The sequence below is a fragment of the Mesorhizobium sp. M0029 genome, from assembly GCF_040323735.1.
Classification (GTDB): domain Bacteria; phylum Pseudomonadota; class Alphaproteobacteria; order Rhizobiales; family Rhizobiaceae; genus Mesorhizobium.
Map to the genome: position 1 here is coordinate 66736 of NZ_JAMYVF010000001.1, position 22147 is coordinate 88882.

Here is a 22147-nt window from a genome sequence, read left to right on the forward strand (position 1 = left end):
TGGATGCGGACGGAGCGGCAATGACGGAAAAAGTGGCGCTCATCACCGGGGTTACCGGGCAGGACGGGGCCTATCTCGCAGAATTGCTTCTGCAGAAGGGCTATATTGTCCATGGCGTCAAACGCCGCTCGTCCTCGTTCAACACCGAGCGCGTTGACGACATCTATGTCGATCCGCACGAGCGCGGTGCGCGTTTCTTCCTGCATTATGGCGACCTGACCGACGCGACCAACCTTATTCGCCTGGTGCAGGAGACACAGCCCGGCGAGATCTACAATCTCGGCGCCCAGAGTCATGTCCAGGTGAGTTTCGAGACGCCGGAATACACCGGCAATGCCGATGCGCTGGGAACACTCAGGCTGCTCGAGGCGATCCGCATCCTGCGCCTGGAGAAGTCGGTGCGCTTCTATCAGGCATCGACGTCGGAGCTTTACGGCAAGGCGCGCGAGGTCCCGCAAAGCGAGGCGACGCCCTTCCATCCGCGCTCGCCCTATGCCGCGGCCAAGCTTTACGCCTACTGGATCACGGTCAACTACCGCGAGGCTTACGGCATGTTCGCCGCCAACGGAATCCTGTTCAACCACGAAAGCCCGACACGCGGCGAAACCTTCGTCACCCGCAAGATCACGCGGGCCGTCGCCTCGATCCATCACGGCCTTCAGGCCACGCTCTATCTCGGCAATCTCGACGCCAAGCGTGACTGGGGCCATGCGCGCGACTATGTGGAGGGCATGTGGCGCATTCTGCAGCACAGTGAAGCCGACGATTTCGTGCTGGCGACCGGCGAGGCGCATTCGGTGCGTGAATTCGTCGAACTGGCGTTTGCCGAGACCGGGCGCAGCATTCGCTGGCAAGGCTCGGGTGTCGACGAGGTCGGTGTCGACGCCGGTTCGGGCGCTGTCGTGGTGCGCGTCGATCCGCGCTATTTCCGGCCGACCGAGGTCGATCTGCTGCTCGGTGACCCCGCCAAGGCCAAGGCAAGACTTGGCTGGTCGCACACGACCGGCTTCAGGGATCTGGTGACGGAAATGGTGCAGGCCGATCTGGCGCGCGCGGCCGGCGGCACGCGGCAGAACAGCCGTTCTGCGTGAGGCAGGCCGATGGACGCGACATTTGAGCTGAAGGGCAAGCGTGTCTTCGTCGCCGGGCATCGCGGCATGGTCGGTTCGGCCGTCGTGCGCCGGCTGGCGAGCGAGGACTGCGAGATACTCACCATATCGCGCGACAGGCTCGACCTGCTCGACCAGGCAGGGGTGCAGCGCTGGATGGCCGAGCACAGGCCGGATGCGGTGGTGATGGCGGCCGCCAAGGTCGGCGGTATCCTGGCCAATGACCGGTTCCCGGTCGATTTCCTGCAGGACAATTTGGTCATGCAGGGCAATGTCATCGACGGCGCCTTTCGCAGCGAGGTCGGCAAACTGCTGTTTCTCGGTTCGTCCTGCATCTATCCCAGGCTCGCGCCGCAGCCGATCAGGGAAGACGCCCTGCTGACCGGTCCGCTCGAACCCACCAATGAATGGTATGCGATCGCCAAGATCGCCGGGCTCAAACTGTGCCAGGCCTATCGGCGCCAGCATGGCGTCGACTACATCTCGGCGATGCCGGCCAACCTATACGGTCCTGGCGACAATTTCGATCTCCAGTCCAGCCATGTCGTACCGGCGCTGATGCGCAAGGCGCATGCGCTGGCACTGAGCGGTGGCAACAGCCTCGAGGTCTGGGGCTCGGGCACGCCACGGCGTGAATTCCTGCATGTCGACGACGCCGCCGATGCCTTGGTCTGGCTGTTGAAGAATTATGCCGGCGACAGCCACGTCAATGTCGGTTCGGGCGAGGATGTCACCATTGCCGAGCTTGCCCAGACCGTCGCATCGGTCGCCGGCTTCGAGGCTGATATCGCCTTCGATACGACCAAGCCAGACGGCACGCCGCGCAAGTTGATGGATGTTTCGCGGCTGTTTGCGACGGGATGGCGCCCGCGCTACGCGCTTCGCGGTGGATTGGAACAGACATATGCGTGGTTTCTCAACCATATTGGGAAGGGTGGTGTCCGCCTCGGCGCGGCCTGATTCCAATTTTCCTTGAACCATTTCGCTGCCGCCCGCGACCAAGCGGTGTGTAGCAAACACGGTCCATCAAGGAGAACGTCAATGTTTATCACTTCAAGAAACGCATTTCTCGCCGCCATCGCGGTTTCGGTGCTGGCAGGGTGTCAGACGGCACCGCCGAGGGAATGCGAGAAGACCAAGCCCGGTGTCACCTACAACGGCAAATGCTGCGGCATCGGCACACCGTGCCGTGAAGGCAACAACACCCCTCATGACAAGCCCGACAGGCCCGATCCGCGGCCACAGTGATCCGCGAGCCAGAAACGTCCCGGCACGTGCCGGGACGTTTCGCCCCCGACAGGGCGGATTTACGGATCGGAAGGCCGCTACCCGGTTCCTTGCTGGCCGGCATTTGAATACGAAACGGGACGGCGGGGCAGTAGACGATGCGGTCGCGCAGATCGCGCGAAAACTTCCCGCCGGATCTGTACTTCAAGGGGCTGTTCGACTGTTCGAAGGGAAGGTCCCGTAGAAACTCAGATTTCGCTTTCCGTCGATGCGAAGGATGCTACTAAAAAAAATTCGAGATGCTCTTGAACTCATTTGGGGCGCCTCCTAATTCGATTTCCGCCAAGGCCATAAGGCTCGGCAAAAAATGGCGGCGCCGCACGGGGCGGCGTCCTTGTACCCATGTTGCTTCAAGGAGGATGTGGCTATGAGAACCTTTGATACCCTCTATCGGACCACCGTCGGTTTCGACCGGCTTTTCGACATGCTCGACAGCGGCACGCGTCCGGACTGGCCGCCCTATAACATCGAGAAGGTCGACGAGAACGATTACCGTATCTCGATGGCCATCGCAGGCTTCAGCCAGGATGAGGTGGAGCTGACCCAGCATGGACCCGAACTGGTCGTGGTAGGCCAGAAGGCTGATGATCAGAGCGGACGCCAGCTGCTGCACCAGGGCATCGCCTATCGCAGTTTCAGGCAGACGTTCAAGCTTGCCGACCACATGAAGATCAAGGCAGCCAAACTGGAGAATGGCCTCCTCTCGATCGACATCGTCCGTGAGATTCCCGAAGAGCTGAAACCGCGCCGCATCAGCATCGGCGTGGGCGACACGCCAACGGCCGCCACTCAGATCACGCAAGACACGGACCGCGCGCGTAAAGCCGCGTAATCCTGTCGATCTGTCACTTTGAACTGCGGGTCCGCCTCCCGGTTCCGGCCGGGAGGCTGTGATTGCGGAGAAACGAAGATGATCACTGCAGGACGTACTGGCGCGCATCTGTCGCGCGCCCGCAGTTGGCCTGGACCGCGCAAACCATGAACTCAATGGTTCGTTCGATTTGGAGGATCATATGAACGATCGGATGTTTGACAGCGCCGTTTTCGTGAAAAGCGGCGACAACCTTGTTCAGGAAATCACGTGTCTCGAGGACGCTCTGGAGTTCCTCTATGAGTGGCCGAAGGACAGGCGCGGCCCCATTCACCAAACCGCATTGCGGGCCTGCCAGCGAGCTTTCGATAGCGATTATCCGCTTTCCGCAGCCAGAGACGCGTTCAGCGGTTTTGCGAAAGCAGCCAGAATCCTTGAGGAAGAAGTATCCACGACAATGCCGTGGATGATGGGCAGAGGTGGCGAAGGCGGAGGAGTGACTGCCTAAAGCGCGTCGCGCTGAAACCGATTCATGCGACACGCTTTAAGTCTTTGTTTTGATGCATGTCGTTGTCCCAGACCCGCGGCACACTTCTGGGTGACATGCATTAGGGAAGGAGGTCATGATGCTATCGAAACCTTTTGAAAAGCCAGTCCGGGTGTGGGTGGGCTTAGGCTTTCCCCGCCAACTCAACACGGTCGCAGATGCCTATCAATTCGCATCCGAATGGTGTGGCAACAGCCCGGAGCAGAGAGCTGCTATTCGCGCTTGCAAAGCCGCTCTGATTGGTGACGTGGAACCCGAGACAGCACGAGGCGTCTTCGTCGCGTTCGCTCGCAAGAAGGATATTCTTATGGAGGACGGCATCGAGCCTGCGCCTTCAAGGACGCTAAGCCCGCACCACGTCTAAAGCGCGTCGCGTTTGAACGAGGCGGCTGCCACAAGCGGTGGCCGCCTTACCGGCTAAGTTGTCGAAGGGGTGCGCCAAAAACGGGCTTGGCCAAGTTATCGAAAGGATGGTGGGCGTGACAGGGCTACCCACCATCGTCTCAAAGCCATATGCCGCTTGGCTCTCGGCGAGGTAGGGAGACACAATGCCTCCCTTTTATGTCTCACCTGACATGGGTCGGTCCTCGAATGCAAGCCACCATCGCTCAGGACGGCCAGGGAGGGCCGCCAGACGGGACGTGAAGATGTGGTGACAATTGGGGGACTCTCAGTCCTGCAAGCCGCTATGAAAGGCCGCCCCATGCCTTTGGGTGGAGAGCTGAGGAGGGCGTCTGCCAGGCTGCGCAAAGGCTTGCCTACCATGGGTCATAGCAGGGAGGAGGCAGTGACCTTAAACCAAACTCGCACCGACTGCTCGGTCAGGCCAAGCCCAACTCCTCACTCTCTGATTGGCTGTGGCGACAGGCTCAGAAGCAGACTCTAGCGCACGTCATTGATCACGTGACAGCTATGTAAGAGCAATTTATGTGCTTTTTTTGCACATTATAGGTGTTGATTTTTGTGCATTAAATGCTATATGAGCCCAGGTCAATTCCCCCGCAGGCTACAAAAAAGGAGCAGAAAAAATGGCAAAAGTTCGGATGAACGTTGAAGTTAGCCAAGAGATCGCAGACTGGCTGGACGAACTAGCCCGCGATGAGGATACCACGAAAACCGAGTTAGTTCGTCGGGCGCTTTCGGTGCTGAAGGCATATAAGAAGCAAAAGACGCTTGGTAGAACCCATATGGGGTTCACATCAGATCCAAGCACACTTCAAGCAGAACTCGTTGGCATTTTAGATAATTAGGAGATCCAATGAATAGAAATTCAGACCCGGATATTATCTCCTCCGAAGATGTAATCGAGCCAGGCAAGGTTGAAGTTGATCCGGATCCTGAATTAATCAAGGTTAAGGCTGCGGTGGCAATTGCCGCCGCAGCAATATTGATTGGTGTCGGTTTTTTGATTGTATCCATATGCATAGTGGATAATGAGTTGAAATCGTGGGCTACCGGATTGATATCGCTGGTGGTTGGTGCTGCAATTGGATTTGTGTTTAGTAGCAGCAGTCGCGCAAGTTGAAAAGATTCGGGGGTTTTTTGAATGAGCATTGCAACGGCCTTAGAAGGTCTGGACCTTCCCGGTAAGAAGCGGCCCGGTGCATGGAGAGTTCTAGAGAAGCTTTCACACAGCAAGCAAAATTCGACAGAGAAGTGTTCTGTTGGTTATCGTGTTCAACACAGCGATGGGACATTGGGTTTTCTAAAGGCCTCAGACATTGATCTGATGACGTCTGGTGACGATATGCTGGCCCGCTTATTCGCTGCAACTGAGTTGCAAACATTCGAGAGAGCAATATTGAACCACTGCCAAGGCAGTAACATGGACAGAGTCGTAACGCCGCTTGATTATGGTGATGATCTTCGTGTTTATGAAAGTGTACGGCAGCCTTTGTTCTGGATTGTGTTCGAGCTTGCTAAATGTGATGCTCGGATGCAGATGAATATAAATCGAAGGTTAGATTTTTCTTGGAGTCTTACGGCGCTTCATAACCTCTCGACGGCGGTTAGCCAGCTGCACGGTGCCTCAGTCTCGCACAATGACATAAAACCTTCGAATTTGCTCGTATTCGATGATCTCCTGCAAAAGCTAGGAGATCTTGGTAGCGCGACATCGCCTTCATATCCGGCCCTCCACGATGGTGAAGGGTGTATCGGAGATGCTCGGTATGCTGCGCCTGAGACTGTCTATTCAGACTTCGAGCAAGAGAGTTCCATTGTGTTCGCAAGCCGACGAGCTAGCGACCTATATCTTCTTGGCAGCATGGCCTTCTTCTTTATGACTGGCACCATGCTAACGCCAGCAGTGTTGAGTCGTATGCTTGAGGTCCACCAGCCCCATAAGTGGGGCGGAGGATTTCAAGCCATTCTTCCGTATTGGCGACAAGCATTTGCTGATACCCTGATGAGTCTTCGTCGCGAGCTTCCTGCTAATGCCGATGGCGCTTTGACCAATCATTCTCAGCGGTTCGTAGAGGCTGTAAAGCAACTATGTGAACCCGATCCTTCCCTGCGGGGGCACCCACTATCGCGTAATGTTCACGGCGACCCATATTCGGTTGAAAGGTATATCGCGCTGTTCGATCTGCTTCGTAAATCGAGCTTAAACTAGCGATGGAACCGAACGGCGTTGGCAATAATAGAAGCGTGGTTCCGCGCTGGCGTCCCTTAGGCGAAACGCCGAGCTATGAGCTGACGGTTAAGCCGCACGGTAAGCGCAAGCCAGCTGTTCGTGCAGTCACTCGATTTAAAGATTCGCTAGACGAGAGCACGAGCAAACTGTTTATCGCCGCATCTGAACTGGAGAGTGATCTAATAGATGGACCATCCTCGTCAACGGTAAAAGCTGCTATTTATATTATTTCTCGCACCTCGGAGGCCACAGCTGAGCTGAGAGGCATGGCTCAGCGAATAGTGGATAGGGCAACTCCTGTTGCTGATAAATTCCTTGATGAGGGTGCATCTGGCATAAGGGACAAAATATATTTACAGATAAGGAATTTTAAGAGAAAGCTTGCTGAGTATCCGCGAGATGCACTCACGTCTCTGGAATTAGGGCGCCTATATACCGTTGTTGGTCAGCCGGGTAGGGCTAAGCAATTTGTCGAGAGGGCGGCTATTCTTTGTCCGAATGACAGGTACGTATTGCGCTCGTGCGCTAGTTTCTTCTCACATACAGATAGACCAGACATAGCCTACGATATCATCAAGCAGAGTGAGTTGGCTTCGGTAGATAGCTGGGTCCAGGCTGCTGAGTTGTCGGTTAGTGTTCAACTTGGGAAAATTCCAAGGTGGGCTGAGCATGAAATTAAGCGATTTCATAAACTGGTTCATACAAGGGTCAATGCCAGTGAGCTTGCTGCGGGCCTCGGATCTGTTGAGCTTAATAATGGCAGTATTAGAAGAGCCAGGAGGCTTTTTGAGAGGAGCATGGATGCGCCGACGGAGAATGCGCTAGCGCAACTGCGTTGGACGCAGACAACAGGCGACCTCAAAAATGTGGCCAACAACAGAGAGTTTAATATCCCCCAGTCATATGAGGCTCAAGCCTACGCGTTCTACGCAAGAGAAGAGCCTGCTGGAATTGTGGATGCGGCGAGTAAGTGGCTAGAGTATGATCCGATGTCAGGTCATGCGGCAATGCTTGGATCGGCGTATGCGACAATATCTCTGAGGCAGTACGATAGGGCGGTAGATATAGCGGATCGTGGGTTGCTCTCATCGCCTGACAATCTGATGTTAATCAACAACAAGATTGTGGCTCTCGCAAAAGGTGGCCATATCGATCAAGCAAAGGCTCTCCTCCCCTCAATCAGCCGCTTCAAATCCGATGAACGTGCTGCGTTCTATTATGCAGCCTCGGGATTGATAGCCTTTGTTGAAGGCGATGAAATAGGCGGCAGAGAATTGTATGCCCTGGCGATGAATGCGTCCAGAGATTGCAGCAACTTTGAACGCTCGCTCTATGCTATAATTTTTTGGCTTGAGCAGGAAGTCGATTACACTAACTTTGATACCAGTTACGTGCTGAGCGCACGTGATAAATTAGCGACGATCATAGATCGCCATGGTGTGGGACGACCGGCGCTTAAGATGGCTTGGCGATCTGTGTCAGCACGAATTGACCAGAGAATAGAAGTAATGAGGAGTGATGAGCCATTGCTTGTTCATGACAATCTTCAATTAACGAACGCAATAGAGGATATAGCCCCGGAGTTAGGACTGCTGTTATAGGCATCTGCTATAACAACCATCGTTGGCGAGATCATTGTGTGATGGGACCAGCAGGGGGCGTGGTCGTATTTCCGGTGTGCGTCTCGTGAATGGAATCGACCGATCTGAGCTAGATTTCCGGATCGTTCTTGACGCTCGGGACTGTGGTTGCCGCCACCAGCCATTCTCCCAAGCTCTTTGCCTCGTGGTGAGGCAGCATGTAGCTTAGCCAGCCATGCCCTGTGTGGCGCAGGTTGAGTAGTATGCCTGATAGACCTGGATGGATATTGGAATCGGTACGCCATGTGGGATTAATGACAACTATCGAGTCACCTGTGGGCTTAAGTGGAACCTCTGGAATCAGGTCTGTCCTGTGACGCGCTAATTCGGAAACTAAATTGGCAAGAGTGTCGGCGTGCAAGTCGATCGTGCACTCTCCAACCGCAAGTGATACCGCCTTGTCCGACGTCTTAGTGACGGATACGCCGTCAGGGAGCTGTATGCCGTCGCTCATATCAAGCGAAATCCGGTGATGAAATTCCGTGGCAGTGTTGTGTACCGAATAAGAGATTGCATTCCCATGGTCCGCTATGACGACGTCGATCTCGCCGCCCACACCCTGCAGAACGCGCAACTTTCTCAGAGGCCATGGCTTCTCGTCGCCAATAAATAGCGATGCGTCGCGCCCCAAGCTGCTCTTTACCGCTGCTATGAACTCGCTGGGCGAGCCGGGGATGTTATGCAGCTCGTATCCGACGTCATTCTTTAGAACCACAACTCCAGACTGCCGCTGGGCTGTGTAAACAACCATCCCGTCGTTTTCCAATAGGCCCGTCACGGACACCGTGTACCCACCTAGCTCTGGGGTACCCGGACCAATCAGGTTGCCTGCCTGATGCATTTCAAATGTGGGATCGGAAACTGCGTAGACATAGCCGCAGAATGCCGCGCCCGCTTCGGTCAGAAGATAGGGAGTTGCCCAACCGCCAACGTCATGCTCACCGGTGGCCGAGAACAGTTCGCACATTGCAACAATCGCTCTATCAAGTTCGCGAGGGACTTCTCTCCCAGCAACGCCGCACATGAAGTGTTTGAACGCTTTTGGAGCAAAGCTGGCACCTTCGGTTCTAAACCGCTGAAACCTTTCAAAGGCGTCAGGCGAACCAATATGCAGTGTGGGAAGTTCAGTTGCATCTCCGCTTCTTATTCGGTGCAAGATCGGCCGATCTTTCTGAACCAACGCAACAGCGAAGTCGGCGTCCACCTCGCGGGATGCTTCAATCAAAATGCGCAGTGCATCTTCGGCATTATCAGCAGATGAAGCCTCCCTCGCTCGCTGGCTGCCCAACTCAGCGGCACCGGCGAAAGCAAAGAGGCCAGGAAAGTTCTTGCTGACCTCGATCTTCGGGAGAAACTGCCTCTCTCTTAAGCCGATGGGCCCACCAGTGATTGCGGTGTCGCCAACCATCCACGCCGAGTCGCCGGATATCCCAGCTACGATTAAGGTCACTGCCGATACCTCTCATTTGTGTGGGCAAATCAGAGCTGTCGTCTAGAAATATATCCGGTTCCGGCACATACTTGGACACGTACGGGTTACAAGCGATAAGTGCGTGTAGGCTGAGCGACCATTGCTAAAAGCGAATCCCCGAAACGCCGAAATTTTTCGCGGGGACATCAATACAACCAAGGAAGCGTATTTCCCCCATGGGGTGCCTGGTCGCTCTCTTCGACGCGGTGGCTCACTTGGAAATCTTAGATCGTCAGCCAAAGGCCGATTGGACGCGTATGGGGGGCCGATACCCTTGAACAATTGCCTTGTATATGAGCCACTGGCTTGTACTCCCTATGTGGAGCTAAAGCGAAGCCGGTATGATCTGGCTTAGATATCTGGTGTAAGAGCCGGATACTAAGAGCGTCTGGTATCAGTTGACAGTAGTAAGATAGCTGAACCATCTAGATATGATATCCATATATATTACAAATGATACACATATATATATCAAGGATACATATATAAATACATAGATAGCAGACATAGAGATATTCTAATGCATATCCGAAATAGCTATCCACATAATAGATATATATAATAGATATAATAGTAATACATAGATATAAATACCAATGCATATCTAATAAATAGATCCAGTAATTATCATTCTTATATAATCCATGCTAGCAGTCCGCTTCGGCTTGGGCCTACGCTACCAGCTAGAACATGGTGGTAACTGGATAGATATATCATAGGCGAGCGAACAGGGTATGGCTCGTGAGCTGCAGGCCGCGCTTGAGCCGCTAGGCTATGCTAACGAGACGCCTGCTCAAGGTTCTGCTTTCTGAGTTCGGCCTTCACTGCCACCGATCGGCTTATCTCGGCCACTATGCCCAGAGCGACGCCAATCAAGAGATACAGCAGGCCCTGATCGATAACCTCACCTGTGGTTTTTGATCCGAAGTATCTGGGAGCTGTAGCTTGACCTGTCGTGTAGGCGATGGAGAAGGCGGCAACCACTCTAAGGCCGCTGACGACCACTAACAGCCATGCAATGGCCAGCCCTAACTTTGTGAAGATCATGACCCCTCCCTTTCAACTTACCCGTTGTAGCTACCCTGCGCCCAGGACAATCGCAACTAGGTCAGCTCGTTAGGGTATACCCTAGCGGGCATACAATCCGGCTTGCATCTAGGTGTACGTAAGGGTTGACATAGGTCAACGGACAGTTATATATACGGACATCACCCTAACGTACATATGGGAGCCTGCAATGTCCGTTATCCTCTACGCTCGCGTATCCACGGCTGACCAGACCATTGAGCATCAAGAGACGCAGGCCAGGAACGCTGGTTTCGAGATTGACACTGTGGTTGCCGACCACGGTAGTTCCGGCTTGAACACACTGCTTAGAGAACGCGCGGAAGGTCGGCGCCTCTACGATATGCTACGCAAGGGCGATACGCTTGTGGTGCGGTGGGTGGATCGGCTCGGCCGGAACTACCAAGATGTCTGCGATGCGATCAGGGAGTTCATGCGTAGAGGCGTTACCATACGAACCGTGATCAACAAGATGACGTTCGACGGCGCTACTGCCGACCCCATTCAGCAAGCAGTACGAGATGCGCTCATAGCGTTCATGGCGGCAACTGCTCAGGCGCAAGCTGAGGCGACGAAGGAAGCTCAGCGCGCGGGTATAGCTCATGCCAGGGCAAAGGATACGAAGTACCGTGGTCGCAAGCCAACCTATGACCGAAACCAGTATCAGCTGGTGCTGGATATGCTCGCTGGTGGCGCTGGAGCATCAGCCATTGCGAAGGCATCAGACCTAACACGGCAAACGGTGTTGCGCATCAAATCAGCACCCGATCAGGCCGAAGCGGCGCTGCTGGCGTGGGGGCACTAGCGATGGGCTTCAAATCGGTCAGGGAGGGCGGCTGAGAGGCGTTAGGGAACTTCCGCCTGTCATCCTGTGCCAGACCACAAACCGAATCCTGCGGGCTTCGCTGGCCAAACTAGCCAACAGCCCAAGGCGGCGGTGGCCCGAACTTCAAAATTTCTGCCGCAAGCTTTTCGGGGTTTATTCCGTCAGCATACGCGCTTTGTGCCTTCATCGTCAGTCAATTCCATCCAATGCAAGTCGGTCGCAGCTTTACCGTCTAAGCGCTTCGCCTCTGCTACAACGGCGCTACGATAGTTATCGAAACCCATCCGCTGATTTTGCATTTTGTTAGCCTGCACAATCTCTTGGTAAACAGCATTGCGACGTTCATGAGTGTCGATGCTGCCGGTCTTTTGCTTTACGTTGCCGTGCTTCGGGGCAGATGAATGAAGCATGTCTATAAGGACTTGATACCAACCTGCGAGCTTAGGTGTCATACCCTTTCGATACGCTTCCGCGATCGTGGGCAACTGCTTACCTCCGTAGAACAGCCGCACATGGTTCACAGCGTCATGGATCGTAGATGTCGGCAAACTTTCAACATCCACGCTCGCCACAAGGTTGGCCTCCGCGACCGTGTGGCCAGACTCCAAGCCAGTCAAGAATATCGACGCTCTCACCGTCTCGGCACCTCTCCGTGCGTTGCCCTTGAGAAAATAGAACCCTGCGGCTCCAATCCCGATCAGCACTAGCAAGATTTCCATGTTAGCCCCTGTCTGCCCTGCTAAGTAACAGAGCGTGCGTGCCCGAATATCCGATTTTTGGATAATCTGAATTTCGGATTACCCGCCCGTTAGACATCTCGTCAACGGGCCAATGCCAAAGTCTCTGCACTCAAAACGTCATCTGATGATAGCGGCGGCACTGTCAGAGCAGCGTCGCATTAAGGGCATGTCTCAGGCACAGGTTGCCAAGGCTTTTGGACGCCATCAACCTTTCATAGCCAACATTGAGAGCGGCCAGCGTAGGGTTGACCTTGTGGAGCTTTTGGAACTCGCCGAGATCATTGACCTTGACGTTCTGGCGCTCGTCAAACAGGTGATGGATAGCTAGAAGTTGCGCAATGCTTCCTGCATCTGTGCGAGCGTATAGCCCTGCTTGAAATAGTGCTTCTGCGTAACGCCCTGCCTCGTGTGGCCAACGATGGCTTTGACCATGTTTTCGTCTACCCCAGCCTGCAAGAGCTTTGTCACCATGCCATGTCTGAAACTGTGGAACACCAAGTCTTTGGATTTGATGTCGAGCTGAACGAGGAAGCGATTGTTGAACCATCTTCCGAGTGCTCTCCCGTAGCCCTCCTTTGCACTCAACGAAAACTCCGGGAAAAGCCGTGTCTCACCATGCGACCTAAGCGCTTCTACGAAATCCAACAATCCGAGTTTAAGAAGCTGATCATGAATGGGTACGATCCTGCGAGAGGCTGTGTTCTTCAGGTGCTTTTTATCGCCCTCATCATTGATATCGAAATACGAGATGCCGTCAGCTTCCTTGATGTCTGAGAGTTCAATCTGGCATATCTCGTTAAGTCTAGCGCCTGTGTACAGCCCGATCAAAGGCCCCCATTTCTGATAATCCAGGTTGACCAATTCTCTGTGATTGTTGAGCAACTCGCCTAACATCAGGTCGATCTGAGCTTGCGAAAAGGCTCCTCTCTGGGCTGCCTCCGCTTGTTTCTTGTTCTCGCGGACACTGATTCCGTCGAACAAATTTTCGGACACATATCTGTTTCTCTTGGCCCATGAGAACAGCCCGGAATAGGTTTGGAGATACGTGTTCATAGTGCGGACGCTCAGCGTCTCATGACCCCGCACCGTGGCCAGCTCATCGATAGACCGGCCTCGGGTGGCTTCAGATTTGTTCCGATTGCGGGGATAGCTTGAGAGGATTTCCTTGACCCGCTGCACATCCAGAGATGTGACTTGCGCGATATCGATCTCAGCTCCAAGAATCTCATTCAAAAGATCTAGGTGTGATCGCTTCTGATCCTCGGTTCGCCTAACCCAACTCTCAGCCTTTTTTTGTTCTGCGATGAACTTGGTTGCTACGTCGGTAAGGGTGCGCTTGTCCCCGGGCTGGGGTTTTGAAAACGTAGCGCCGATGACAGGTTCGTCGAAGTCGAAGCTCTCGAAGGACTGGTCGTGAGCCAAAACCTTTTCGCAATAATCCCTGTACGCCTTCCGCATCTCCGTTTTGAGTATTTCAAAGGCAGGCGAGTCCGGTCCTACAGGAAGGCTGTACTTCTCGGCAAAGGCGATAGCTTGCGAGTCGTCGCTAACGTACGGGATGATATCAGCGCCCGTCGCTACCGCTTCAACCGCGAACGCGAGCCCGTTCTGCAGGGCGTCCAATATCTCAGATCTTAGTCGGCCTCCGGCGGCCATCTCGCTTTTGCGGCGTTCAAGTGCGTCTTGGAAGTGCTTCTTGAGAGCTGCACGTATCTCGTCATACCGCATGCTGGATGCAGACCACCGTTTCATAAGGACTTGACCGACATAGCTTAGGTGTCGAGCTAGGTACAAGGCTTCCGAGCCGACCCGCGTACCTAGCGATATTTTGAGGCTAGCTGGCTTTGTCCCATACACTGGGCAAAGCTTGGTCAACGGCCAGCGAAAATAGAAGATTCTGTTTCTGGATAGTTCGAGATAGGTCGGATTGCGCACGCAAATGCATCCCTTGGATGCCTCACCAGCGGAAACCTAAGCGTAACATATTGATTTTTAAGAGGATGGTGGGCGTGACAGGGATTGAACCTGTGACCCCTGCAATGTCAATGCAGTGCTCTCCCGCTGAGCTACACGCCCATCCGAAGCCGCGCATACACCATTTTTGGTCCAGCGCGTCAATAGCCGGAAAGGGAAAGAAAGGCTCGTTTTGTCGCGCCGCCGACGAAGCGGCGAGATCACACTGTGCGTGCTTCAGGCGGCCTGCAGCATTTTTTCGACCTCGTTGACGAGATCGCGCAGGTGGAAGGGCTTGGACAGCACCTTGGCGTCTTTCGGCGCCTTGGAATCGGGGTTGAGCGCGACGGCCGCGAAACCGGTGATGAACATCACCTTCAGGTCGGGATCGATCTCGGTGGCGCGGCGGGCGAGTTCGATGCCGTCCATCTCCGGCATGACGATATCGGTCAGCAGCAGGGAGAAAGGTTCTTCGCGCAGCCGCTCGTAGGCGCTGGCGCCATTGTCGAAATCGCTGACGTGGTAGCCGGCCCGCTCCAGTGCCTTGACCAGGAACCGGCGCATGTCGTCGTCGTCTTCCGCCAGCAGAATGCGTGCCATCTTGTCCCGTCCGAATCACCCCAGCCAAGCCTGCCGTCCGGCAAGCCCGTTAACCATCCTGTATATGAGGTGCTGACGGTAAACATCAAGTGAACGTTGGCGGCATTAATCCTGATTTGACGGGGTTCCTGACATGCCGAAATGCTGGACATGCGGCCGATGAGGTGGCAGTTTCCCATCATGATGCATTGCTGTTTCCGGGTTCGTTCAAATTGACGACGGCAGCCGAAGATTTTTCGGTCGTTCCACCCTTCGAAATCCGATCGGGCGCCGAGCAGCGCGTTCCCTTCGTCTTCAACTCACCGCATAGCGGCCGCTATTATCCAGACCGCTTCCTGGCCATGGCGCGGCTCGACCGGAACGCCATCCGCCGCTCCGAGGATTGCTATGTCGACGAGCTGTTCGGCAGCGCGGTGGTGCTGGGCGCGCCGATGCTGGCGGCGAATTTTCCGCGCGCCTACCTCGACGTCAATCGCGAACCCTGGGAACTCGACCCGCGCATGTTCGCCGAGCCGGTGCCGTCCTTCTGCAACATCCGCTCGGCGCGCGTTGCCGGCGGGCTCGGCACCGTGCCCAAGCTGGTGGGTGAGGGGCTCGACATCTATTCCGGCCGTCTGCCGCTGGCGGAGGCCGTCCAGCGCATAGAGGCGGTCTACAAACCCTATCACGAGACGCTGAAGCGGCTATTGACCAGAACCCATGCCAGGTTCGGCTATGCCGTGCTGATCGACTGCCATTCGATGCCGGCGAGCATCAGGGTGGGCGACAGCGGCCTGCGGCCGGATTTCATCGTCGGCGACCGTTTCGGCATCTCGGCCACGGCGGCCCTGACCGAAACGGCGATCGGCCTGCTCATCGGCATGGGCTACACCGTCGCCCACAACAAACCCTATGCAGGCGGTTTCATCACCGAGCATTACGGCCGGCCGGCGCGCCACCTGCATGCGCTGCAGATCGAGGTCAATCGCGGCCTCTACATGAATGAGCGGACGTTCCAGAAATCGGCCGGCTTCGATGCGCTGGCCGACGATATGGCGCGCTTTTCGGCCGACCTGATGGCGATGCCCGACCACCACTTCGTCGACCTGCCGCTGGCCGCCGAATGACGCCGGAGCGGCGGCTGTTCATGCAATCCCGCGCTGGCCATCCCGCAGCGTAAAAAAAGACCGCATCGTTTGCACGACACGGTCGAAGTCTAGGGAGGAAACGCCCAAGGAGGGCATGGACAGGAAAACCTGTCCGAGAACAAATTTATTGTGCGATGCACAAATGTCAATCGATCCCACGCTTTTTTAATTCACTCTGATGTGAAAATGCGTTTCGATGGCGCCGATGTGTGACATTTCGGCAACACTGATGTCACTGATAAATCGATAAACCGGCTTGTTTTGGCGGGAAAGTGCCGCCAGACCGGGTTGGCACTCTGCAATGCGGGAGAATCACGTGGACATCAGCATCGATTTCATGCGCCGGATCGCGCAAGCGGCGGCGGCTGAAACCTTGCCGCGTTTCCGCGCACAGGGCGCGGTGGCCAACAAGGAAAAAGGCAGTTTCGACCCGGTCACCGAGGCCGACCGCGAGGCCGAGCGCGCCATCCGGGCGCTGATCTCGGCTGAGTATCCCGATCACGGTATCCTTGGCGAAGAACATGGCAGCGAAAACATCTCCTCAAGGCATGTCTGGGTGATCGATCCGATCGATGGCACCCGCGCCTTCATCTCAGGCCTGCCGGTGTGGGGAACGCTGGTCGGATTGACGGTCGACGGTGACGCCGTCGCCGGCATGATGGCGCAGCCCTTCACCGGCGAGCTGTTCTACGCCAACGCTTCCGGCTCCCACTACGAAGGCCCCGGTGGGCCGCGGAAGCTGTCGACCCGTAAGACGACGAAGCTTGACGAGGCGACCTTGTTCACCACCACGCCGGCGCTTTTCAAGGGCGAGGCGCGCACCCGCTACGACGCGTTCGAGAAACAGATCCAGCTCGCCCGCTACGGAGCCGATTGCTACGCCTTTGCCATGATCGCGTCCGGCAGCGTCGACATCGTCGCCGATCCCGGATTGAAACCCTACGACATCGTGGCGCTGATCCCGATCATCGAAAAGGCCGGCGGCGTCGTCACCACATTCGAGGGCGGTCCGGCGGAAAAGGGCGGCGACATCCTGGCCGCCGCAACGCCGGAGCTTCACGCGGCTGCAATGGCAGCCTTGCGCGGCTGATAGTCGACCCGATCAGCGCGGCTTGATCGAGCGCTGGAATTCCGCCGGCGTTCGCCCGTAGACCTGCCTGAACGCTGAGCTGAAATGACTGTGGCTGGAGAAGCCGAGGTCCAGGCCGAGCGTGGTCAGATTGTCGTAGCGGCCAAGCAGGTGGAGCGCGCGCGCCAGCCGCAGGCGCAGATGGTAGCGATAGAGCGGCATCGCCTCGACCTGCTGGAAAACCTGCGTGAGATAAACCGGTGATACCCCGACTTCAGCGGCGATCTCGGCCAGCGTCCAGCGCCGCGAAAGATTCGAGGACAGGACGAGCTTGGCGCGATCGACCAGCTTCTGCCGGCCAGCGCTGGCGCCGGCGGCATGCGAGGTGCGCTCGCCGAGGGAGCGCCGCACCAGCGTCAGCGCCAGGGTTTCGGCCTCCAGCGTTTCGGCAATGTTGCGGCTCAGGCTGTGGCGCAGCACCGCCACCAGCGCCTGAGCCCGCGGGTCGATGCGGCGGCGCTGACGACGAAACGCCACGGCGCTGCCCAAGCGCAACTGCTCCTTCGGCGTCAGCTCCTGCAGTTGCGCCTCCTCGACAACGAGATCGAGGCAGGAATCGCCACCCTCGACGGGATGGCTGATCCGGTAGCCTTCGGCGTTGTTGAAGAACAACAACTGGTTGGCTTCGGCGACCGCATCGTTGCGGCCGACATGGCGCACGAAGACGCCGCGATAGGGAAACACAAGATGCGTGGCAGCGGTGCACTCTTCTTCGCTCTTGTGCCGGCATTCGCCGCTGCAGAGGACATCCCTCACCCCGACGGTGCCGGTGTCCAGAAGCGTCTGTACCGTGAACTGCGACATGGTGAGCTGAGACATGGCCGTTGCATTCTACCCTTGCACCGAAAGCTGCTCCGGCACATTTAGGCGATTGGCTTGTCCAAACCTGTCAGGAGACTTCACCTGTCGGGCCCTTCGTAACGGCGATGGCTCAGTCCCACAAACGGCGCATGTATTCGCAGTGAGCGTCGCTGCGCGACAGACCGATGTCCTTGAGCTGTTCGTCGGTCATTTCGAGCAAGGCAAGGCGGCTTCGGCGCCTTTCCAGTTGACGGCCGATCCAGTTGGCCGCCGCGATGCCTTGTGTCCGCAAGGACCGCCGGAACGTCGCGGTTTGAGTTGTCGGCTGATGTGCGAGGCATTGCGCCGCCGCTGCATGATCTGGGCGCATCGCTCAGGCTTCCCCGTTGCCGGCCACTGATGCGCCGGCCACTGAGGCGCCGGCTTCGTTCAGCGCAATCGCGCATTCCTCGCAGCAGACCTCGACGGTCTTGCCGCCGACCTTGACGCGGATCGGGTTGGCGTCCAGCTGGCAATCGCAGGCAGCGCAGGTTTTCTCGGTCATGACGTCATCCCCTTGGCGTTCGGTTCGACCCGGAGAGATGAGCATTCCGGGGCGGCACCGGCTGTCAGAATCTTTAGCTCTTTGGGTGCTGCCGGCGCTGCTCCTGACAGAAGGCTGTCAGCAGGCGACGCAAGCTCAAGGCGCCGCAACATGCAGCGCCGGCGGCATCAGGCTGTCGGGTCGTCGTTGCCGGGTATGAAGGCGTCGAAGGCGGCGAGCAACTGCTCGCGATAGACATCGGCCTCCTGCAGGATCTCGTGTTTCGAGCCATCGATCATCAGCAGCGAGCCGAGGCGCAGACGCCTGGCATAGGCTTCCACGGCCTTGGTCGAGACGACCTGATCGGCGCCGGCGGCGATCATCAGCAGCGGCACCTGGATCCTGGCCATGAAGTCGGGCTCACTGATGGCTTCGCCTGCCTTGATTGCCGCCTGCAGCCAGCGGATCGTCGGCCCGCCGAGCGCCAGTTGCGGATAGTGCTCGTAGATTTTCGTGTTGCGCTGATAGCGCCCGGGGTCCGATGTCACCTTGTTGAGGGCGAAGGGCAGGGTTTCCCTGGGACGCGGACCCCAGGCGGCGTAGAGCCGGCCGAGGCCGAGAAAGCACAATATCGAGCAGACGCGGCGCGCGGTTTTTGCCGACACGGGCGAGTCGGGCACCGTCAGGAAAGGCGCAATCAGCACCATGCGACGCACCCGGTTGACCATCGACGGCGCCGCGAGCAGCGCGATCACGGCGCCCATCGAATGGGCGAGGATGTAATACGGGCCGCGGCAGTCGGGCAGCACGATATCCTCGAAGAACTGTTCGAGGTCGCCGGTGTAATCGTAGAAAGAGCGGACATAGCCGCGTTGCGGATCGGCGATCAGCCGGTCGGAATCGCCCTGGCCGCGCCAGTCGAGCGTGGCGACGCCGAGGCTGCGGTCGGTCAGGTTGCGGATGGTTTCGAAATATTTCTCGATGCACTCGTTGCGGCCGGGCAGCAGCACGACGGTGCCTTTCAGCGGCCGGGTGACCGCGGCAAACAGGCCGTAGCGGATCTTCTTGCCGTCGCGCGTGGTGAAAAAGCCGCCGGCGACATTTTGCGGCGGCGGATTGCCTGGCGTGGGATGGAAGAGATCCGTCATTAGGCGCTTGCGTCTTCGTGGTGTCTCACCCGGCAGGGCGTCGGCATGGTGATAGACGCCAATGGATGAAAAGCAAAGGGAGGACGCCAAGGGGGCGGACGAACGACAAGCAAGGCCGGAAGCAGCCTGCGGCGGCGTGCTTCCGGCCTCTGTCGATCCGGGAGGAAGGGACGTTACACCCGGTCGGCCTCGTCGCGGCGCTTTCATCCGGCGCCGCCTGGTTCTTTATCCTGGGGGCACTCTAGCGCCGGCCGGCTGAACGGGCGCCGAAGCAGCGGTTCATCTGCCGTTCATCGACGCCTCGATTGGCGCTCTTCAAAAATCCTTGAAATGCGCTTTTGCGCTCCCCAAATGTCGGATGCAGCCGCCGATGTCGGGGCTGCTGGTCCACCCGAAACGCCTTTCCAGGGTTTCGCACCGGCCACACGCAAACATGTTGCTCAACAGGAGAACACCTCATGCGTCACGTTGATTTTTCCCCGCTCTATCGCTCGACCGTCGGCTTCGACCGCCTGTTCACCATGCTCGACTCGCTGGCCCAGCCCGATGGCGCGCAGACCTATCCGCCCTACAACATCGAGCGCACCGGCGAGGACGCCTATCGCATCTCGATGGCGGTTGCCGGCTTCTCGGACGAAGAGATTTCGATCGAAGCCCACCGCAACGTGCTGACCGTCAAGGGTGAGCGCAAGGAAGAGGGCAATGGCGAAGGCTCCGAGCTGCTCTACCGCGGCATTGCCTCGCGTTCGTTCGAGCGCCGCTTCCAGCTTGCCGACCATGTCGAGGTCGTCGGCGCCACGCTGAAGAACGGCCTGCTTTTCGTCGACCTTAAGCGCAACATCCCCGAGGAGCTGAAGCCGCGCAAGATCGCGATTACCGCCTCTTCGGCCAACGCCAAGCAGATCGAGGCCAAGAACGCCGCGTGATCAAGACGGCGGCGTCACAACGCCCAAGTTTAAAAGCGTCTCCTCCCGAGACGAAAGCGGCGCCGCGAGGCGCCGCTTTTTTTCGCCGCAGCCTCTGTCACCCCAACCGAAGAGTTCTGGCTCTTTTGCGGCGGGCGCCGTCTTCCCATGAAGGGCGATGTCTGATCTCTCGGCTGATTTTTCCCTGGCCCTAACGGCAACCATTGCGGTGCTCTTCCTGCTGGCCGGCATCGTCAAGGGCGTTACCGGTATGGGACTGCCGACGTTGGCGATGGGGCTGCTGGGCACAATCATGCCGCCGGTCGCCGCGGCTTCGCTGCTGATCGTGCCGTCCTTCGTCACCAATATCTGGCAGCTGTTTGCCGGCCCGAGCTTCGGATGGATCCTCAGTCGGCTGTGGCAGATGATGGTCGGCATCGTCGCCGGCACGCTGGCCGGCTCATGGCTGCTGGCCAGCGACAATGTCAAATGGACGACGGCCGGCCTCGGGGCGGTGCTGATCGTCTATGCCGTCTATACGCTGCTGGCGCGGCAGTTGACGGTTCCCGCGTCAGCCGAGCGCTGGTCGTCGCCCATCGTCGGTTTCCTTACCGGCATCGTCACCGGCGGCACCGGCGTGTTCGTCGTGCCCGCTGTACCTTACATTCAGGCGCTGGGCTTGAGCCGTGACGATCTGATCCAGGCGCTCGGCCTGTCCTTCACCGTGTCGACGATCGCGCTCGCTGCCGGCCTTGCCTCGCACGGCGCGTTCCAGGTCGGGCATGTCGCCATGTCGTCGCTGGCGGTTGCGCCGGCCTTGCTCGGCATGTGGCTCGGACAGTTGCTCCGGCAGCGGATCAGCCCGGCGACCTTCCGGCGCTGGTTTCTTATTCTCCTGATCTTGCTTGGCCTCGAGCTTTTGGCGCGGCCTTTCCTTGCTTAGCGACCGGTGCCGGTTGCGAGAACGGCCTCGATGTTTTGCCGGTGGACGGGCTCGTACAGCGCGAAGTACTCGACCGCGCCAGTGGCGAACATGTCGGCGCCGAAGGTTTTCAGATCCTGCTTCGCAAGATCAGGCTCATGCCGGCAGCGAAGCAGTTTTTGAACGTAGGCTTGCGTGGCGGCGACGAGGCCTTTGTCGTAGCCGCCTCGCTCAATCGCTTCGAGCGAGCCGTGATTGGGCAAGATGCGGTCTATCGGCCACCCGCTCATGCGTTCGAGATCGACCAGATGTTGCGCCAGCCGATCCGCCTCGCTGACAAAGGTGATCGGATCCTCGAGCGTGTCGCCTGCCAGCAGCAGGCCGATCCCAGCCATGAAGAGCACCGTGCCGTCATGGCTGTGGATTTCGACCTGACGCAGTTCGACGGCGATTGATCCAACGGCGAGGTCAAGACTGCCTTCGAAGGTCCTGTTCGGCAGCACGAGAGGCTTGATCGGTGGAACACCGCTTTCGATCTCGGCCCGGTTGTTCGCGAGCGCCGAGGCGGTGAGCGTGTTGGCGATAATCTCGCAATCCTGAAACACCTCATTGCCGGCAATATGATCGTCATGCCAGTGGCTGAGCACGACCCGGATCGATGTTGCGCCCATGTCTTCGAGCGTCTGCCTGATGAAGCGCGCGTGAGGCAGCGAAATATGCGTGTCGTAGACAAGCGCCTGCGACCCATCGACGCTCGAATAGGTGCAGATGCCGAGGGCATAGGCGCCGTCGTCCAGCCAGTTCGGCTCGTCCGACCAGGCGCGAACGCCGTCAACGCGGCCATCGTAGAAGCCGAGCACGTTTGGCGCCGGGCGAACCAGCCGCATGGTTGAGCCGAGAGGCATTGG

Annotated in this window: 26 protein-coding genes and 1 tRNA gene; 16 read left to right on the forward strand and 11 right to left on the reverse strand. The window is 57.5% G+C overall.

Annotation, left to right across the window (positions count from 1 at the left end):
* Nucleotides 1-20: 20 nt before the first annotated feature.
* From gmd to NKJ76_RS00365, 10 genes are all read left to right on the forward strand, one after another.
* Entirely contained in the window at nucleotides 21-1091 is a 1071-nt protein-coding gene (gene gmd, locus NKJ76_RS00320) for a GDP-mannose 4,6-dehydratase (RefSeq protein ID WP_352536527.1), read from the forward strand.
* A gap of 9 nt (nucleotides 1092-1100) precedes the next feature.
* Nucleotides 1101-2069, forward strand: a complete 969-nt coding sequence (fcl, locus tag NKJ76_RS00325) for a GDP-L-fucose synthase (RefSeq protein WP_352536528.1) — start codon at nucleotides 1101-1103, stop codon at nucleotides 2067-2069.
* A gap of 81 nt (nucleotides 2070-2150) precedes the next feature.
* Nucleotides 2151-2357: a hypothetical protein gene (locus NKJ76_RS00330; protein WP_023710933.1), complete on the forward strand. Its 207-nt coding sequence runs from the start codon at nucleotides 2151-2153 to the stop codon at nucleotides 2355-2357.
* A gap of 406 nt (nucleotides 2358-2763) precedes the next feature.
* Nucleotides 2764-3228 (forward strand): Hsp20 family protein, encoded by a 465-nt coding sequence (locus tag NKJ76_RS00335; protein ID WP_023671192.1) that lies wholly within the window; start codon nucleotides 2764-2766, stop codon nucleotides 3226-3228.
* Between the two features lie 181 nt (nucleotides 3229-3409).
* Nucleotides 3410-3715, forward strand: coding sequence for a DUF982 domain-containing protein (locus NKJ76_RS00340; protein WP_023701027.1), 306 nt, complete (start codon nucleotides 3410-3412; stop codon nucleotides 3713-3715).
* Nucleotides 3716-3830: 115 nt separating this feature from the next.
* Nucleotides 3831-4118 (forward strand): DUF982 domain-containing protein, encoded by a 288-nt coding sequence (locus NKJ76_RS00345; protein WP_031197745.1) that lies wholly within the window; start codon nucleotides 3831-3833, stop codon nucleotides 4116-4118.
* A 664-nt stretch (nucleotides 4119-4782) separates the two neighbouring features.
* On the forward strand, nucleotides 4783-5004 hold the full coding sequence (locus NKJ76_RS00350) for a ribbon-helix-helix protein, CopG family (protein WP_352536529.1): 222 nt from the start codon (nucleotides 4783-4785) through the stop codon (nucleotides 5002-5004).
* A gap of 8 nt (nucleotides 5005-5012) precedes the next feature.
* Entirely contained in the window at nucleotides 5013-5279 is a 267-nt protein-coding gene (locus NKJ76_RS00355; protein ID WP_352536530.1) for a hypothetical protein, read from the forward strand.
* A 21-nt stretch (nucleotides 5280-5300) separates the two neighbouring features.
* Nucleotides 5301-6368, forward strand: a complete 1068-nt coding sequence (locus tag NKJ76_RS00360) for a protein kinase domain-containing protein (protein WP_352536531.1) — start codon at nucleotides 5301-5303, stop codon at nucleotides 6366-6368.
* 2 nt (nucleotides 6369-6370) lie between these two features.
* Nucleotides 6371-7990, forward strand: coding sequence for a tetratricopeptide repeat protein (locus NKJ76_RS00365; RefSeq protein ID WP_352536532.1), 1620 nt, complete (start codon nucleotides 6371-6373; stop codon nucleotides 7988-7990).
* A 109-nt stretch (nucleotides 7991-8099) separates the two neighbouring features.
* On the opposite strand, the gene NKJ76_RS00370 is transcribed toward NKJ76_RS00365, so the two are convergent.
* Both NKJ76_RS00370 and NKJ76_RS00375 read right to left on the reverse strand, forming a co-directional pair.
* The gene (locus tag NKJ76_RS00370; protein WP_352536533.1) at nucleotides 8100-9437 is read right to left on the reverse strand and encodes a hypothetical protein; all 1338 of its coding nucleotides are present in this window, start codon (nucleotides 9435-9437) and stop codon (nucleotides 8100-8102) included.
* An 840-nt stretch (nucleotides 9438-10277) separates the two neighbouring features.
* Nucleotides 10278-10547, reverse strand: coding sequence for a hypothetical protein (locus NKJ76_RS00375; protein WP_352536534.1), 270 nt, complete (start codon nucleotides 10545-10547; stop codon nucleotides 10278-10280).
* Between the two features lie 190 nt (nucleotides 10548-10737).
* On the opposite strand from NKJ76_RS00375, the gene NKJ76_RS00380 reads away from it, so the two are divergent.
* Complete coding sequence (locus tag NKJ76_RS00380; RefSeq protein ID WP_352536535.1) at nucleotides 10738-11370, forward strand: recombinase family protein; 633 nt, start codon at nucleotides 10738-10740, stop codon at nucleotides 11368-11370.
* A 182-nt stretch (nucleotides 11371-11552) separates the two neighbouring features.
* Here NKJ76_RS00380 and NKJ76_RS00385 read toward each other — a convergent pair whose 3' ends face one another.
* Entirely contained in the window at nucleotides 11553-12110 is a 558-nt protein-coding gene (locus tag NKJ76_RS00385; RefSeq protein WP_352536536.1) for a hypothetical protein, read from the reverse strand.
* 112 nt (nucleotides 12111-12222) lie between these two features.
* Between NKJ76_RS00385 and NKJ76_RS00390 the strand changes: the two genes are divergently transcribed.
* A complete protein-coding gene (locus NKJ76_RS00390; RefSeq protein ID WP_352536537.1) occupies nucleotides 12223-12459 on the forward strand; it encodes a helix-turn-helix domain-containing protein in 237 nt (78 codons plus the stop codon).
* Here NKJ76_RS00390 and NKJ76_RS00395 read toward each other — a convergent pair.
* The 3 genes from NKJ76_RS00395 to cpdR all read right to left on the reverse strand — a co-directional run bounded on the left by NKJ76_RS00395 (nucleotide 12456) and on the right by cpdR (nucleotide 14684).
* Nucleotides 12456-13859: a site-specific integrase gene (locus NKJ76_RS00395; RefSeq protein ID WP_352536538.1), complete on the reverse strand. Its 1404-nt coding sequence runs from the start codon at nucleotides 13857-13859 to the stop codon at nucleotides 12456-12458. The two genes, NKJ76_RS00390 and NKJ76_RS00395, sit on opposite strands and share 4 nt — an antisense overlap.
* Nucleotides 13860-14132: 273 nt before the next feature.
* A tRNA-Val gene (locus tag NKJ76_RS00400) sits at nucleotides 14133-14207 on the reverse strand.
* A 114-nt stretch (nucleotides 14208-14321) separates the two neighbouring features.
* Nucleotides 14322-14684, reverse strand: coding sequence for a cell cycle two-component system response regulator CpdR (gene cpdR / locus NKJ76_RS00405; RefSeq protein WP_023671195.1), 363 nt, complete (start codon nucleotides 14682-14684; stop codon nucleotides 14322-14324).
* Between the two features lie 164 nt (nucleotides 14685-14848).
* Here cpdR and NKJ76_RS00410 point away from each other — a divergent pair, with 164 nt between their 5' ends.
* Together NKJ76_RS00410 and hisN are read left to right on the forward strand one after the other, a co-directional pair.
* Entirely contained in the window at nucleotides 14849-15790 is a 942-nt protein-coding gene (locus NKJ76_RS00410; RefSeq protein ID WP_023671196.1) for an N-formylglutamate amidohydrolase, read from the forward strand.
* 337 nt (nucleotides 15791-16127) lie between these two features.
* Nucleotides 16128-16901, forward strand: a complete 774-nt coding sequence (hisN, locus tag NKJ76_RS00415) for a histidinol-phosphatase (protein ID WP_352443493.1) — start codon at nucleotides 16128-16130, stop codon at nucleotides 16899-16901.
* Between the two features lie 12 nt (nucleotides 16902-16913).
* Here the strand turns inward: hisN and NKJ76_RS00420 are convergent, their stop codons facing one another.
* From NKJ76_RS00420 to NKJ76_RS00435, 4 genes are all read right to left on the reverse strand, one after another.
* The gene (locus tag NKJ76_RS00420) at nucleotides 16914-17744 is read right to left on the reverse strand and encodes a helix-turn-helix domain-containing protein (RefSeq protein ID WP_352536758.1); all 831 of its coding nucleotides are present in this window, start codon (nucleotides 17742-17744) and stop codon (nucleotides 16914-16916) included.
* A gap of 127 nt (nucleotides 17745-17871) precedes the next feature.
* A complete protein-coding gene (locus tag NKJ76_RS00425) occupies nucleotides 17872-18111 on the reverse strand; it encodes a DUF1127 domain-containing protein (protein ID WP_023686421.1) in 240 nt (79 codons plus the stop codon).
* 3 nt (nucleotides 18112-18114) lie between these two features.
* Complete coding sequence (locus tag NKJ76_RS00430) at nucleotides 18115-18285, reverse strand: hypothetical protein (protein ID WP_023683236.1); 171 nt, start codon at nucleotides 18283-18285, stop codon at nucleotides 18115-18117.
* Nucleotides 18286-18452: 167 nt separating this feature from the next.
* The gene (locus NKJ76_RS00435; RefSeq protein ID WP_352536539.1) at nucleotides 18453-19412 is read right to left on the reverse strand and encodes an alpha/beta fold hydrolase; all 960 of its coding nucleotides are present in this window, start codon (nucleotides 19410-19412) and stop codon (nucleotides 18453-18455) included.
* A gap of 458 nt (nucleotides 19413-19870) precedes the next feature.
* Between NKJ76_RS00435 and NKJ76_RS00440 the strand changes: the two genes are divergently transcribed.
* Entirely contained in the window at nucleotides 19871-20338 is a 468-nt protein-coding gene (locus tag NKJ76_RS00440) for an Hsp20 family protein (RefSeq protein WP_023671202.1), read from the forward strand.
* Between the two features lie 157 nt (nucleotides 20339-20495).
* Complete coding sequence (locus NKJ76_RS00445; RefSeq protein WP_352536540.1) at nucleotides 20496-21260, forward strand: sulfite exporter TauE/SafE family protein; 765 nt, start codon at nucleotides 20496-20498, stop codon at nucleotides 21258-21260.
* Here the strand turns inward: NKJ76_RS00445 and NKJ76_RS00450 are convergent.
* A complete protein-coding gene (locus NKJ76_RS00450) occupies nucleotides 21257-22144 on the reverse strand; it encodes an MBL fold metallo-hydrolase (RefSeq protein WP_352536541.1) in 888 nt (295 codons plus the stop codon). The genes NKJ76_RS00445 and NKJ76_RS00450 overlap by 4 nt on opposite strands.
* Nucleotides 22145-22147: the final 3 nt, after the last annotated feature.